General features: G+C 27.4%; 16 protein-coding genes and 1 tRNA gene. 13 read left to right on the top strand and 4 right to left on the bottom strand.

All coding sequences use genetic code 11. From position 1 onward, the window contains the following. The 3 genes from ACH2BC_RS01660 to ACH2BC_RS01650 form a co-directional block, all read left to right on the top strand. The coding region (locus ACH2BC_RS01660) for a T9SS type B sorting domain-containing protein (protein ID WP_395052229.1) at nucleotides 1-255 on the top strand (255 nt) is incomplete at its 5' end. A gap of 6 nt (nucleotides 256-261) precedes the next feature. Continuing rightward, on the top strand, nucleotides 262-1,263 hold the full coding sequence (locus tag ACH2BC_RS01655) for a type IX secretion system membrane protein PorP/SprF (RefSeq protein WP_395052227.1): 1,002 nt from the start codon (nucleotides 262-264) through the stop codon (nucleotides 1,261-1,263). A gap of 46 nt (nucleotides 1,264-1,309) precedes the next feature. Continuing rightward, nucleotides 1,310-1,828, top strand: coding sequence for a gamma carbonic anhydrase family protein (locus ACH2BC_RS01650; protein WP_395052226.1), 519 nt, complete (start codon nucleotides 1,310-1,312; stop codon nucleotides 1,826-1,828). 352 nt (nucleotides 1,829-2,180) lie between these two features. On the opposite strand, the gene ACH2BC_RS01645 is transcribed toward ACH2BC_RS01650, so the two are convergent. The 3 genes from ACH2BC_RS01645 to ACH2BC_RS01635 are packed head-to-tail and all read right to left on the bottom strand — an operon-like array spanning nucleotide 2,181 to nucleotide 5,193. Continuing rightward, complete coding sequence (locus tag ACH2BC_RS01645; RefSeq protein ID WP_395052224.1) at nucleotides 2,181-3,098, bottom strand: geranylgeranylglycerol-phosphate geranylgeranyltransferase; 918 nt, start codon at nucleotides 3,096-3,098, stop codon at nucleotides 2,181-2,183. A 51-nt stretch (nucleotides 3,099-3,149) separates the two neighbouring features. Continuing rightward, the gene (locus ACH2BC_RS01640) at nucleotides 3,150-4,088 is read right to left on the bottom strand and encodes a mevalonate kinase (protein WP_395052222.1); all 939 of its coding nucleotides are present in this window, start codon (nucleotides 4,086-4,088) and stop codon (nucleotides 3,150-3,152) included. Nucleotides 4,089-4,110: 22 nt separating this feature from the next. After that, on the bottom strand, nucleotides 4,111-5,193 hold the full coding sequence (locus ACH2BC_RS01635; protein WP_395052220.1) for a diphosphomevalonate/mevalonate 3,5-bisphosphate decarboxylase family protein: 1,083 nt from the start codon (nucleotides 5,191-5,193) through the stop codon (nucleotides 4,111-4,113). A gap of 81 nt (nucleotides 5,194-5,274) precedes the next feature. Between ACH2BC_RS01635 and ACH2BC_RS01630 the strand changes: the two genes are divergently transcribed. From ACH2BC_RS01630 to ACH2BC_RS01585, 10 genes are all read left to right on the top strand, one after another. After that, on the top strand, nucleotides 5,275-5,751 hold the full coding sequence (locus ACH2BC_RS01630) for a TspO/MBR family protein (RefSeq protein WP_395052218.1): 477 nt from the start codon (nucleotides 5,275-5,277) through the stop codon (nucleotides 5,749-5,751). A gap of 363 nt (nucleotides 5,752-6,114) precedes the next feature. Continuing rightward, entirely contained in the window at nucleotides 6,115-7,422 is a 1,308-nt protein-coding gene (locus ACH2BC_RS01625) for a tyrosine-type recombinase/integrase (RefSeq protein WP_395052216.1), read from the top strand. A 63-nt stretch (nucleotides 7,423-7,485) separates the two neighbouring features. Continuing rightward, nucleotides 7,486-8,232 carry a hypothetical protein gene (locus ACH2BC_RS01620; protein WP_395052214.1) on the top strand — a complete coding sequence of 249 codons (747 nt, stop codon included), beginning with the start codon at nucleotides 7,486-7,488 and terminating at the stop codon, nucleotides 8,230-8,232. A 70-nt stretch (nucleotides 8,233-8,302) separates the two neighbouring features. Then, nucleotides 8,303-8,596, top strand: coding sequence for a helix-turn-helix domain-containing protein (locus ACH2BC_RS01615; protein ID WP_395052212.1), 294 nt, complete (start codon nucleotides 8,303-8,305; stop codon nucleotides 8,594-8,596). Nucleotides 8,597-8,798: 202 nt separating this feature from the next. Beyond that, nucleotides 8,799-9,350, top strand: a complete 552-nt coding sequence (locus tag ACH2BC_RS01610) for a hypothetical protein (RefSeq protein WP_395052211.1) — start codon at nucleotides 8,799-8,801, stop codon at nucleotides 9,348-9,350. A 218-nt stretch (nucleotides 9,351-9,568) separates the two neighbouring features. After that, on the top strand, nucleotides 9,569-9,736 hold the full coding sequence (locus ACH2BC_RS01605) for a hypothetical protein (protein ID WP_395052209.1): 168 nt from the start codon (nucleotides 9,569-9,571) through the stop codon (nucleotides 9,734-9,736). Nucleotides 9,737-10,234: 498 nt separating this feature from the next. Beyond that, nucleotides 10,235-10,450 carry a hypothetical protein gene (locus ACH2BC_RS01600; protein WP_395052208.1) on the top strand — a complete coding sequence of 72 codons (216 nt, stop codon included), beginning with the start codon at nucleotides 10,235-10,237 and terminating at the stop codon, nucleotides 10,448-10,450. Nucleotides 10,451-10,519: 69 nt separating this feature from the next. Further along, on the top strand, nucleotides 10,520-12,817 hold the full coding sequence (locus ACH2BC_RS01595) for a VapE domain-containing protein (protein ID WP_395052207.1): 2,298 nt from the start codon (nucleotides 10,520-10,522) through the stop codon (nucleotides 12,815-12,817). A gap of 363 nt (nucleotides 12,818-13,180) precedes the next feature. After that, entirely contained in the window at nucleotides 13,181-14,254 is a 1,074-nt protein-coding gene (locus ACH2BC_RS01590) for a Fic family protein (protein WP_395052206.1), read from the top strand. Between the two features lie 158 nt (nucleotides 14,255-14,412). Beyond that, complete coding sequence (locus tag ACH2BC_RS01585) at nucleotides 14,413-15,000, top strand: hypothetical protein (protein WP_395052205.1); 588 nt, start codon at nucleotides 14,413-14,415, stop codon at nucleotides 14,998-15,000. An 80-nt stretch (nucleotides 15,001-15,080) separates the two neighbouring features. Here the strand turns inward: ACH2BC_RS01585 and ACH2BC_RS01580 are convergent. Next, nucleotides 15,081-15,162, bottom strand: a tRNA-Leu gene (locus ACH2BC_RS01580). Between the last annotated feature and the right edge of the window lie 237 nt (nucleotides 15,163-15,399).

The following is a 15,399-nucleotide window of genomic DNA, read 5'->3' as shown; positions in this document are numbered from 1 at the left end:
CATTATTTTACACCAAATGGCGATGGTTATCACGATTCTTGGAATATTGTAGGATTAGCAAATCAACCTAACGCAAAAATTTATATATTTGACCGATTCGGAAAATTAATAAAACAAATCAGTTCAAACGGCGATGGTTGGGATGGAACATTTAACGGTCAACAACTGCCAGCAACAGATTATTGGTTCTCTGTAAATTACCTAGAACAAACAATCGAAAAACAATTTAAAGCCCATTTCTCATTAAAAAGATAGATTATAATGAATTTTAAACACCTTTATTTAGTAGTAGTTTTATTATTTGCCAAACAAGCATTTTCTCAGGAAGTATTGCCAGTGTACTCTGATTATTTATCAGATAATTATTTTTTACTGCATCCTTCAATGGCTGGCGCAGCAAATTGTTCAAAATTAAGACTAACCGCGAGACAACAATGGTTTGGTCAAGATGATGCACCATCGCTGCAAACTTTAAGTTTTAATGGAGCAGTTGGAGAAAAAGATGGATTAGGAATAGTTTTGATTAATGATAAAAATGGATACCATTCTCAAAAAGGAGTAAAGTTTGCCTATGCGCATCATTTACAATTTTCTAGAGATCAAGTAGATTTAAATCAATTGTCATTTGGTATGAATATAGGTTTAGCCCAAAGTTTGTTAGACGAAACTAGTTTCCCAATAAATGATCCCGGATTTGATCCAATTATTAACGGAACAATAGTTCAAAAAGCATCTTATTTTAATGTGGACATTGGTGCTTCTTATAATTATTTAGAATTTTATGCTCATTTTACTGTAAAAAATGCATTAGCAAGTAATAGAAATTTATATACCGATAAAGAACCTGTAAATTTAAAAAGATTAATATATAATATGGGTTACACTTTTGGAGATTCTGAAAAATTAATTTGGGAACCTTCTATGATGTTTCAACACGTTTTTGAATCTAAAGAATCTATTGTTGATTTAAACTTAAAAGTCTATAAATCATTAGATTTTGGTAAACTTTGGGGTGGATTATCTTATAGAAGAAGTTTAGATGGTGCTGAGTTTGTAGAAGGAAACGCAATTGCCAAACAAAAACTTCAATATTTTACTCCTATTATTGGTGTAAATTATAAAAACTTTGTATTTGCTTACACCTACTCACAAATATTGGGTAATGTAAAATTTGATACTGGTGGATTTCATCAACTAACATTAGGATTGAATTTATTTTGCAAACCAGAAAAATACAGCTGTAACTGTCCTGCAGTTAATTAATAATAACTTAATCCCGATACATATCGGGATTTTTTTTAAAAATAATATGATTATAAAAACTGTAAACGGAAAATCTCCACAAATTCCAAATGAATGTTACGTCGCAGAAAATGCAACAATTGTTGGCGATGTAAGTTTTGGTGTAAATTGTAGTGTGTGGTTTAACGCTGTAATTCGTGGTGATGTTAATTTTATTAAGATTGGAAATAAAGTTAACATTCAAGATGGAGCAATTATACATTGTACTTATCAAAAACACGCTACAATAATTGGCAATAATGTTTCTATTGGTCACAATGCAATTGTTCATGGTTGTACAATTAAAGATAATGTTTTAATAGGAATGGGTGCAATTGTTATGGATAATTGTGTAGTAGAAAGCAATTCTATTATTGCTGCTGGAGCAGTTGTAACTCAAAATACAGTAGTTGAATCTGGTAGTATTTATGCTGGCGTTCCTGCTAAGAAAGTAAAAGACATTGACCAATCTGATTTTGCAGGTGAGATAGAACGTATTTCTAATAATTATGTTATGTATTCTGGCTGGTTTAAAGATGAATTGTAGCTAATTTGATTATGGTTTTTAAAATTTTCTAATTTTTGTTCTTTTTGTTTCAATCTTTTATGTTGCGGTTTGCCTTTGGCAAACCGCAACATAAAAGATTTTACTGGAAGATGTTTTAAATACTTATTAGGGAAATTTATTAAATAAAATTGGGACTAACCTAAATTAAAGTTCTAAAACCTAAATCTTTTAGCCCTGATGGGAATGGAAATCCTTTCTTGTCTTCAACTTGTTTCAAGATCTTGAAAGAAGTTCAAGACAAGAAAGATTGGAATGTACAGTAGGAAAATGGTAGATAGAAAAAACCCAAGCCATTCGCTACTGATATACATCAGCATAAATTCTAAAAATACTAAATTTTTAAATAATTTCTTCCGTGAATTAAAACCTCTGGATTGATAAGAACTATACATAAAACACCAGAAACAATAATAAATTTAAGTATGTTATGTAGTTTTAAATAATCAGTTTTGGCAACTGATTTCCATAGAAATAAGGTGAAAAACAACAAAATCAGTAAACTTACATAGAAGTAAATATCCATGTAACCAACTTCGTAAATTTCTATTAAAAAATAAATAGGAAGCAAGGTTAAAATTACAAGAAAAGTAATTGTTTTTTTGGCAAACTCTTCGCCATATTTTACAGGAATTGTTAAATAATTATTGGCAACATCTCCTTTTATATTTTCTAAATCTTTAATTATTTCTCTAATTAAAAGTAATAAAAACAAAAATGTGGCATGCGCAATTATTTCTGGATACCAATTTTTGTAATAAAGTAATATGGCAAAAAATGGAGTTACCGCAAGAACAGAAGCAAGTAAATTTCCAATAATTGGGTATTTTTTTAATTTATGAGAGTAAAACCATATCATAAAAATGTATCCTGAGAAAAATAATAATGCTCTAACAGATACAAAATAAGCAAGCAAAGCAACAATAAAATTGAGTGTAAAATAAAATTGCAGTTTGGTTTTCTGACTAACTAATCTGTCTAACATAGATTTATTTGGACGATTTATTAAATCTTTTTTACTGTCGTAAAAATTATTTATAATATAACCAGACGCAATAGTAAGACTTGAAGCAACGACAAGAAAAAAAAGATTAAAATCTAAAATTATATGTAAAGCTCTTTCATTTTTGGCAAGAATAAATATAGCCGAAAGGTATTGTGCCAATGCAATAACTGGTATGTTGTAACCACGAATTACAGAAAACATACTAATTATTTTGAGAAAAGTAATTTTGGTTTTTCTACTTAGCATTATAATTATGTTTCTCCTTTTTATAATGAAGAATACCAAATAGGCATGTCATTAAAATTGGTAAACTACTTCAAGCTTATAATCTTTTAAGGACTTTTTAGCTTTTTCTAAATCTTGAGTAAAACCTAAAATATAACCACCACCACCAGAACCACAAAGTTTTAAATAGTAATCGTTAGTGTCAATTCCTTTTTGCCAAACGCTATGAAACTGCTCAGGAATCATTGGTTTAAAATTATTTAAAACTACTTTAGAAAGTTTTTTAGTGTTAGCAAATAAAGATTTCATATCGCCACCAAGAAAATTTTCTACACAAGAATCGGTATGTTTTATAAATTGATTTTTTAACATTTTTCTAAAACCTTGATCTTTCAAGTTTTCCATAAAAATAGTTACCATTGGTGCAGTTTCGCCAATAATTCCAGAATCTAGTAAAAAAACTGCTCCTTTTCCGTCAAAACTTTGAGTAGGAATTCCGGTAGCTTCAATATTGTCTTTAGAATTTATTAAAATTGGAATGCTTAAATAACTGTTTAAAGGATCTAAACCAGAACTTTTTCCGTGAAAAAAAGATTCCATTTGAGAAAATACATTTTTTAATTTTAATAATTTTTCTCTAGTCAAATTCTCTAAAACTGTAATTTTATCATTGGCATATTTGTCATAAATCGCTGCCACAAGTGCGCCACTACTTCCTACTCCATATCCTTGCGGAATACTAGAATCAAAGTACATTCCTCTTTCTACATCTTCTTTTAAAGTTGCTATTTTAAATGTTACTAAGTCTGATTGGATAGTTTGCAAATCTTCAAGATAAGTGACAAACTTTCTTAAACTTAAATTAGATTTTATAGCTTCTGGAGTTGGATTTTCATCAACTTTTAATGCTCCGTTGTAAAAATTATACGGAATTGATAATCCTTTAGAATCTTTAATAATTCCGTATTCTCCAAAGAGTAATATTTTTGAGTAAAATAATGGTCCTTTCATAGTTTGAATTGTGGAATTAAAATTATAATTTTTGAGCTCCAAAACCAATTTCGTCACAAATATACTGACCATTTTGACAATAGCCAACTAATTCGTCTTTAATAAATTGCAAAGTTTCAACTCTAACGTTTTCGGGATATAAAATATGAACATTTGCTCCTGCATCAAGTGTAAAACAAAGCGGAATTTTAGTCTCGTTTCTAAATTTCCAAATTTTATTTATAATTTCCAATGTATTTGGTTTCATCAATATAAAATAAGGCATCGATGTCATCATCATAGCATGCAAGGTCAATGCTTCACTTTCTACAATTTTTATAAACTGGTTTAAATCTCCATTCTCTAAAACGTTTTTTATACTACTTAAATTATGGTGCGCTTGTAAAAATCGTTGTTCTGCAAATGGATGATTGTGCATTAATTCGTGACCAACAGTGCTAGAAACTTGTTTTTCTCCTTTGTCCACAAGCAAAATAGTATCTTGATAATTTAAAAAATTTATATGAATACCATCTGTAAATTCTACACCAAATAAATCTGATGAATTAGAGAAATCATTATGTTTTCCCCAAACTACAATACTTCCTTTTATACTTCTGCAAGCACTTCCAGAACCTAATCTTGCTAAAAAAGATGCTTTTTTATAGAAATAATCTTCAGCCAATTCTGGATTTAACATTTTCTCTAAACTCATAATATTCATTGCCAAAGCTGCCATTCCAGATGCTGATGATGCAATTCCAGAACTATGAGGAAACGTATTTAATGTATCAATAATAATATGATATTGTTTTAAAAACGGACAATAAACTTCAATTCTTTCAAAAAATTTAAGAATTTTTGGTTTAAATTCTTCTTTTGGTTTTCCTTCAAATAATAAATCAAATGAAAAAGATGATGTAGAATTATTTTTTACAAAAGAGGTTTTAGTAATGGTCTTACAAGTATTTAAAGTAAAGCTTATAGATGGATTTGCCGGAATTTGATCTACTTTTTTACCCCAATATTTAACCAATGCTATGTTACTTGGTGCGCTAAATTCAAAACTACAATTAGTAACTTCATTCAATAATTGGTTTGCAATAAAATCCTTCTCTACAAGCATAAAATATAATTTTGGCAAAGATACTTATTTTATAAAAATGCATCTTGTTTCTTTATTACATTTGTATAAATTATAAATATTATGCAAAAAATTGTAAGAATTGCGTTGGTTGTTTCCACTTGTTTATTGGTTGGATATTTATCTGGAATGGTAACACAAGAAAGTGTTAAAACTTGGTTTCCAACATTAGTAAAACCAGTTTTTAATCCGCCAAGTTGGGTGTTTTTCCCAGTATGGACAATACTTTACATACTAATAGGTGTTGCTGGCGGAATGGTTTGGAATCATCTAGAAACCAACAAAGAGCTTGTTAGAAAAGCATTTTTATTTTTTATAATTCAATTGGCATTAAATGCGCTTTGGTCTTATTTATTTTTTGGATTACACAATCCTTTATTGGCATTTATAGAAATTATAATTCTTTGGTTGTTTATATTGGAAACTTATAATCAGTTTAAAAAAATAGATAAAGTTGCAGGATATTTATTCATACCTTACATTGCATGGGTAAGTTTTGCAATGTTATTAAATGGAAGTATTTGGTGGTTGAATAGATAAATTGAATATTAATACTTGATTTAACTCATAAAAAAAGTCTGAAATAAAAATTTCAGACTTTTTCTGTGCAAATAATAGGACTTACTTCGGCTTCGCTCAGCATAAACTTCTCGTCCTTTTTTATCCACAAAAAAAGTCCAAACTTTCATTTGGACTTTTTGTGCGGATAATAGTTTTACGACTTTCTTAATTTGTAAGATTTTTTAAAATCAATAAAAACGTTATTAACTCAATAAAATTAATGCTTTACAAATTTTAATCTTACAAAATAAATTAACTACAATTAAGTAGAATTAAGATAAATTAACAAGTTTTCGGCAATATTTCGACAAAATCTTTATATTCGTACTTTAATTTGCTAAAATGAAAGTCAATTTTTTTATCATAAAATCAAAATCCGAAAATTCTAATATTTATGTTCGGTTTACTGATAGTAAAAGAATTGACCAAAAAACTAAAACAGATTTATTTGTAAAGTTTGATAACTGGAGCAAAATAAAACAGCAAGTAAAAAATAATATTGATACTCCAGAACGAGATAAAATAAATTCTACACTAAGAAAAATTGAAAATTATCTTGTAGAACAATTTAATACAGATACAATTGAGCAAAAATATTTTAGTAGTACCTGGCTTAATGAACAAATAAAAAATTTCTTTGGTCGAGCTGACAAAAAAGAACTTCACACCATTTATTTTATTGATTGGATTCAAAAATTTATTAATGAAAGTCCAATGCGATTATATCAAGGCGTACCAGTAAAAAAAAGAACTATTCAACACTATGTAACTACAAAATACAAACTAGATAACTACGAAAAACATTTTAATACAAAGTTGCGATTCCAAGATATTGGACTTGAATTTTATCGAAACTTTTTATTTTACTGCCAAAATATCGAAAAAATCAACAATAATACTATTGGTGGCTATGTTACCAATTTAAAAAAGTGGTGCAAAATTATTGATATTGAAGGATTACCAATAAATCAACAATATCGACATTCCGAATTTTCTACAATATCTAACAAAACTAAAGATGTTTACATTACCGAAAGCGAAATAAACACGGTTTTTAACCACGATTTTAGTTATTCCGAAAGATTGGAAAACGTAAGAGATAATTTTATAATTGGATTGCGTACTGGATTACGAATTTCAGATTTTATGCAGTTAAAGAAAATCAATATCATTGATGGAAATATTGAAATTGAAACGGCTAAAACTTCTTATCCAGTTGTAATACCATTACACCAACAAATTAAAGAAATTCTACAAAAAAGAAACGGAAACTTACCAAATCAAATATCTGATGCAAAATTTAACGAATATGTAAAAGAAGTTTGCAAAGAAGCTGGATTTATAGAAATGGTTGAAGGTGCAAAAATGATTAATAAAAAAGATGACAAAGATTTTTTTCCAAATATTGCAATTATTTCAAAAAATAAGAACCGAAAGGAGTTCGGAACCTACCCAAAACACGAATTAATTACCTCGCACACCTGTAGGCGTTCCTTTGCATCAAATCTTTACGGAAACTTACCCAATATGACCATTATGGCAATAACTGGACATAAAACAGAAAGTCAATTTTTAAAATACATTAAAATTTCTCCCAAAGAAAACGCACAAAAATTAAAAAATCATTGGGACAAAGAAAATATAGAATAAATGGAACATATAAAAAAATATGATTACTTCTACTCAAAGTACTATAGCAAAATAGAAATTTTGGTGAAGAACTTTTTAATTAAATACAAAAATGAAAAAAAAGCATATCATTTTACAGTTAACTTAATTTCAAAATATTTTTTTGATTATAAAGAAAAAATATTTCCAAATGATAGCTTTAAAAATTTGCATTCATTATATAATTCACGTTACACTATTTATGGAACAGATGAAACAGAAGAAATATTAAAAAATGAATTAAAAACTGAATTTCACAAAATGAATTTAGATTTAACTTTAAATTATTCTTATGAGAAATATATAATAGACTTAGCGTTGTTTGAAGCAATAAACGAAATTTCAAGACTTCTTACCAATAATTCAATGTTTTTTGTAATGATGTTTAAATTAAATGATTTCAAAGATTTTGAAATAAAATATTACAAGTCAATTTCTATTGAAGATACCGAAACTTATAAATCTTTGGCTAATAAATTATATCCAAAAAGTGACTTTGAAATAACTGATTTTGAACTTCAAGAGAATGATAAAATTGACTTTGAAAAAGCAAGTTTTCCTAAGGCAATAGCAATGCTTCACGAAATAGGATTTTTTAATTTAGATAAAGTAAAAAATCTTTCTTTAACTTCTCAATATGAAATTATATCAATTATAACTGGTAATCAAAACATTCGTTCAATTAAAGGAAATGTAAGTGTTTTAACTGATTATTCTAATGAAAATCGTGCTAGATATACGTCAAATACTCATTTAGAAGAAATGAGGAAAAAATTGAATGAAATTAAATAGGGCGTATCAATGGGTGTACACCCACGAATTAAACCCAATTAAGTTTGCATCATAATTAATACAAATTATTATGAGCAAAGAAATTCTACAATTAGAAAACACCAACGCCAACGATTTTAAAAACGAAATTGTAAAAGACGTAACCAACGCACTTAAAGGATATGCAGAAACTTTGCAAAATCCTGAAATTGATAAACTACTTACACGCCAAGAAACTTGCGAAATGCTATCTATTTCGCTTGTTACACTTTGGGACTGGACTAAAAAAGACTTACTTCCTGCTTATAAAATTGGCAACAAAGTGCGTTACAAAAAACAAGAAATTTTACTAGCATTGCAACAAATGAATAAATTTTCGTCTTAATTCATTTTAATTCAAAATTATTTTTACTTTTGTCGTGCGAAACATTTTAATTACAAATTAACTGCTATGAAAAACTTTCTTTTCATTTCCAAAAAAACTTCTTGGGGTAACATATCGGTGCAAGTCCGAAAAGCAGTTATTAAATTAATGTGTTTCGCAGTGATTACCCTATTTTTTAAATCTTTTTTAAATAAATTTTCAAATGCGAAACACAAAAAACAACGAAACGCAATGCGTTTTAACTGCACAGGAACTGCAAGAACAATTTAACATTGCAACACACAATTTAGTAGATAAATTCGCTTACAAGGACTTAAAACCGTGTATCGATAACTTATTATTAGGTTGGTTAACTTCCGATTATTTTGAACTTAGAGATACTTCTAATAGAGGTACTATTTTTGAGTTTTTTACCAATTCATTAGAATATTACAAAGAAATTGAAACTCACGTAAGAGATAACCAGAACCACGTGTTTACAATTAATTTTTTCAACGAAACTATGAATTGTAAAAGTGTAACCTGTTATAAGGTTGCTAAGAAAACATTTAACCAAACTTTAAAGTATTTTTTAGAAAGTACAACATCTAATGATAACGAAATTAGAACCGATGTACTTTATAAAGTTGATGCACTCAAAAATTATTTTAAACACATTTTTAAAATTAAAAAGCATTTTTCTTGCTTTACAAGTAATAAAGGCAAACTATTGGTACAAACACACCATTTAGAAAAAACAATCCAACACAATTAATAATCCATTAAAATAGTGTTGCAATGCTATTGCAATGAATTGATAAAAACATTGCAATATCATTGCAATATCATTGCAATGATTTGTAAAAAACATTGCAATACTATTGCAACGCCTGTAAACACTAGGTTACAAAATTACCAAAACACTAAATTAGTATAAACCACTATTGCAATGATTTTATAAAAACATTGCAATAAAAATTAAAAAACATTGCAATGAAAAAAAATACATCTAAAGTAAAAGTTATTACAACCGAAGGAATTTTAAATAAACAACGACGTGTTAATTCTAAGTATTTTAAAATAATGAATAAACAAATGTCAATAGAAGCAAACAATTTTAAAATTCAACTTGCTAAACAACAAAGTTTAAGTTCTAGTTAAAAAGCAATTGAAATACCATTGCAATTGTTACAATAAATCATTGCAATTCATTGCAATTCTATTGCAATTTCATTGCAATAGAATTGCAATGAATTGCAACGCCTGTAAACACTAGGTTTAAAAAATAATAAAATGGTAAATTAGTGCATAACACAATTGAAATACCATTGCAATTAAATTGCAATTAAAATTTAAAAACATTGCAATGAATAATTGCAGTAAAAAATAAAACAGTTCAGGTTGATTGTTTTTTTTCTGGAGTAAAGCTAAATAATTGTAAAAGTTTAACGTGAGTATTTTTCGGTTCCGCCACCGAACAATTTATGATTGTAGACAAAATAACGTGAAAATTTGGCAGCGCTTCATTCCAGTTTTAAATTATTCACGTTAAAAAAAAGTAATTATAATAAAAAACCATTGCAATGGTGTTGCAATGGTTTAAAGTATTCAAAATTCAATGCCAATTGAATTTTCAAATATAATTAAAATTAAACAAAAATGGATAACGAAAAAAAACCACTTCCGTATAGTGCAACTAAAAGTGAATTAGTAACTATGTACGTAAATCAAATGTCAAAAAAAACAATTAGAAAACAAATAAATGAAATACTTATAGAAAAAGGATTTTCAATTCTTAGTAAGAGAATAGAGCATAACGAATTTATGGAATATGTAGAAACGTATGGTTTACCAAAAGGTTACAAATTAAATTAACATAAAATAATTATTACTAATAAAAAAACCGTTGCAACACCATTGCAACGGTTAATAAAAATTTATGCTATGAAAAGCAATACACTAAGCAAAGATATAATATTAAAGCATACAAATATTAATGCTATTTATACAAAATTTATAGGAAGTGATAGTTTTCTTAAAGGTAACATTTCAAGTCCGTTTAGCGAGGATAAAAAACCATCATTTAAAGTTTATGCAAATGGTACTTTTAAGTGCAACAGTTCTACGAAACAAGGCGACGTTTGGCAGTTTGTTGCTTACTTAAATAATTTGGATAACAACACACAATTTATTGAAGTATTACAAATTATTGCAAAAGAAATGAATATTGAATATTTAATAAATTCCGAAAGCTCAAGTACAGTAAAAAAGAAAACGTTGCAACAAAATTGCAATACCGTTGCAACAAATTTAATTAATGATTATTCTATTACTGAAGTAAAGCCAAAAGTAACTGTATCAGATCTAAATATTGAAACAACTTCTATTGAAATACCATTGCAACAAAATAATAATAACATTGCAATAGAACCAGTAGCAAAAAAATTAAGTATTGCAATTCGTGATTTTACTCCTTTAGACTTAGAATACTGGAATAAGCTAGGAGTTGATAAGACTATTTTAGAAAAATACACAGTACATTCAATATCAAATTATTGTTGGACTGGCAAAAAACCAATTTATACAAAAAAAGAGAGTTTGGCTTTTGCTTTTGAATTGGATAAAAATTTTAAATTGTACATACCAAATCAACTTGAAGTAGGAATTAAAAAAAACGTACTCCCACCATTTCCAAAAAATTTAATTTTCGGACTAGAGCAATTATCAGAAAAAGTAGAAAATCTTATAATTTGTGAAGGCGAAAAAGATACAATTATTGCACATTCAAGAGGGTTTAATACAATTACTTTTGGTAGTGGTTCTATACACTCTAAAAAAGAAAATATAGAACTATTGCAATTACGTTGCAATAATTTATTTGTATGTTTTGATGCAGATGATACAGGAACTATCGGAATGCAAAACTTAACAAAATTGTATCCAAAAATTTTACAATTACAGTTACCAAAAAACGAAAACATAAAAGGGTACGACATTACCGATTATTTCCAAGAGCATTCCGCCCAAGATTTTCAAAAAATTATTGATTTAGCAGTAAAAAATAAAAATGTTGTAGAACCAACCAAAGAAAATCAAATCACTACAATAATTCATATTACTGAAGATTACTTAAATGAACATTATAATATAAGACACAATATTATTGCAAATGAAATTGAAGTAAGTAAAAAAGATTTAAAAGAATGGACTGAAATAAACGAAAATTCTCTTTGGATTGAAATGCAAAAAAAGAGTATTAAAGTTCCAGCTTCAACACTAGAAAAAATTTTAAAAAGTGATTTTGTCCCAAAATTTAATCCGCTAATTAATTATTTTGAAAATTTGCCAGTTTGGGATCAAAAAACTGATTACATAACACTATATGCAGACTTTATAAAACTAGCTCCTGAAGAAGACAAAGAACAATACAACTACCACTTTAAAAAATGGTGTGTTCGTGCTGTAAAATGCGCAACAAACGATAATTACTTCAATAAAAATGCTTTTGTAATTTCTGATGAAGGCAAAGGACAAAACATAGGTAAAACAACTTGGATTAGATTTTTATGTCCTCAGATATTATCAAATTACCTAAAAGACGATTTGCCAAAAGATGAAAAAGACGCAAAAATTGCTCTAACCCAAAATTTCATTATTAATCTTGACGAATTAGCATCTTTATCAAGGCAAGAAATAAATACTTTGAAATCATTATTTAGTGCTGATAAAATAAAAGTTAGGTTTCCTTATGACAAAAAAGAAATTGTTGTTAGACGTGTAGCCAATTTCATTGGTTCAACTAATTTGACTAATTTTTTACACGATGAAACTGGTTCAGTTCGTTGGTTATGTTTTGTAGCTGATAAAATTGATTTTAGTTATAAAACAACTTTTGATATAAATAATTTATGGGCACAGGCATTTTATTTGTCAAATGATAAAAATTTTGATGAAACAATTACATCTCAAGATATGAGTATAAACGAATTGAGAAATGCAAAATTTCAAATGCAATCGCCTGAAAAAGATTTGATATGTAGATTTTTAGAAATTCCAACTACAACTGAAGAAACAAAAATCTTAACAAGTACAGAAATTCAACATTATTTAGCTGGTTTTGCTCCAAGTATAAAACTAAATAACTTCACTATTGGTAAGGCATTAACAAGTTTAAAGTACAGAAAAATAAGAGGTGCAACCACTACAAAATATGCAGTAAAATATAAAGATAATATTGACTAATTGCAATAAATTTAAAATGTTCTAAAACAACTTACACTACTTACACTACTTACACTAAATCAATAAAATCAATACTTAACAAGTGCTATTTTTGAAAACAACAACTTACACTAACTTACACTAACTTACACTAAAAATAAAACTTAAAAACAGATTAGTGTAAGTTGGTTCTTAAAAGTGTAAGTTAGTGTAAGTTGTAAAACCATTTGTTAGATACTATAAACGTTGACAAAGTGTAAGTAGTGTAAGTAGTGTAAGTTGTTTTCCAAGAAAAAAAATAAAACTTTATTTTTTACTGCTAAAAACCAATAAATTTAAAAATTGCAATTGCATTGCAACGTAACTTTTTATTACATTTGAATTATGATAAACGAAAATTTTATACTACAACCATTACCACCAGTTCAAGAAATTGAAACCATTGCAATACTAAAGCAACTATCATTGTCGCATCGCTATTTAGCCGAACTTAAAGGAACTTCTAAAACAATTCCAAACGAAAGTATTTTAATCAATACGTTGACATTGCAGGAAGCAAAAGATAGTAGCGAAATAGAAAATATCATCACTACTCACGACGACTTATACAAAGAAAATATTTTCATTGATAGTAAAAATCCAGCTTCAAAAGAAGTGTTTAATTATGCACGAGGTTTAAAACTTGGTTTTGAAATTGTAAGGAACGAACAACTTTTATTAAACAAACATATTCTAGCAATTCAAAAAGAGTTATTAGAAAACAATGCTGGATTTAGAACACAAGCAGGAACAAAATTAGTCAATTCAAAAGGTCAAACTGTTTACACACCACCACAAAGCGCAAACGAAGTTTTGGACTTAATGAGTAACCTAGAAAAATTTATAAATGATAATGAATTTTCTAACCTGGATCCTCTGATAAAAATGGCAATTATTCATTACCAATTTGAAAGCATACACCCATTTTATGATGGCAATGGTCGAACTGGTCGTATAATCAATATTTTATACTTGGTATTGCAAGGATTATTGGATATTCCGATTTTGTATTTGAGTCGTTACATTACCCAAAACAAAGCCAAATATTATCAAGTTTTGCAAGATGTTAGAACTAAAAATGACTGGGAGCATTTAATTTTATATTTTCTAAAAAGTATCGAAGTTACAGCAAAGCAAACCATTAATCTGATAACTGAAATAAACGATTTGATGTATAATTACAAAATTGACATTCAAAACCAATTACCTAAAATTTACAGTCAAGATTTAATTAATAATTTATTTAGAAATCCTTACACCAAAATTGAGTTTTTAGAAAAAGAGTTGAGAATTAATAAAAGAACTGCTCAAAATTATTTAGATAAAATTGCAGAATTTGGTTTTGTAGAGAAAATTAAAGTTGGAAAATCAAATTATTACATAAATAGTCGCCTTATAAAAATATTGATGAATGAATAACGTGGTAAAAAAAGAACATTTTTTTACCACATAATCAATTACATGGTAAAAATGTAATGTAAATTTACCACGTTATAATTAACATAGTAAATTTAGACATCTAACTTGTTTTTTATTTTACTGCCTTTTTTGGAATAGAATTTGAAAATTAAGAAATTATGGATACTGGAAATTTTTTAAATGCTGTAAATAAAATTGATTACGACTTATTCAAAACCGAATTTTTAAAACAAAGTTTGTCCGAAAAGGAAAAGCAAAATTTATTAATTATAATTCTTGAAAATGGTTATAATCAAAAACAATTTGCATTTTATAAATTAATTTTTGATTTGTTAATTGATAGGCGATTAAACCTAAATTTCGTTACAGATGATATTTTTAAAACTCCATTTTTACAGATAGTAATAAAATACGCTCCACACGTTGAAATATTTGAATATTTTATTGATAGAGGCGCAAATATTAATTTTTACGATACTCAAGATGAAGAACCTGAAACAATTTTAGATTATAGCAATTCAAAAATTGACGACACTCTTTTTTATGATTTGAGTGAACTCTATTACAATGTAAAAAGCAATTATAGTACAATTCATAACGACAAAGTATGCGTAAATAAAGAGGACTACGAGCAATTAATAAATCAGTCATCACTTTTATATAATTTAAGATATACTACCATTTTAAGAAATCATATTATTGCAACTGGTGGCAAAACATTCAGAAAATTAAGTAAAAACAAATAATCTTTCGGCAAAATTTCGGCAAAATAGAAAATAAAAAACCCTTAAAATGTTGATTTTAAGGGTTTTATAATTTTAAAAAGTGCGGATAATAGGACTCGAACCTACACGCCTCGCGGCACCAGATCCTAAGTCTGGCATGTCTACCAATTTCACCATATCCGCGAAATTTGTGAGTGCAAATATAGTCATTATTTTTAAATTGCAAATAGTATTGATTTAAATTTAGAAAAGTAAATCTTATTGAAAAAAAATTGATTCAGTTTACAATACTTCTATAGAAATTTTGGAAGCACTCAAGATGACAAATTATATAAATTTCGAGAATTCATTTTTTATTGAAATTGATTTTTAAAAATGCAATTGTAATTGATTTTTGAATTCGTATATTTGACATTATCA

Source organism: Flavobacterium sp., from assembly GCF_043760115.1.
In the GTDB taxonomy this organism is placed as follows: domain Bacteria; phylum Bacteroidota; class Bacteroidia; order Flavobacteriales; family Flavobacteriaceae; genus Flavobacterium.
The sequence above is the reverse complement of the archived record's forward strand: the minus strand, read 5'-3'. Positions and strand labels throughout refer to the sequence as shown.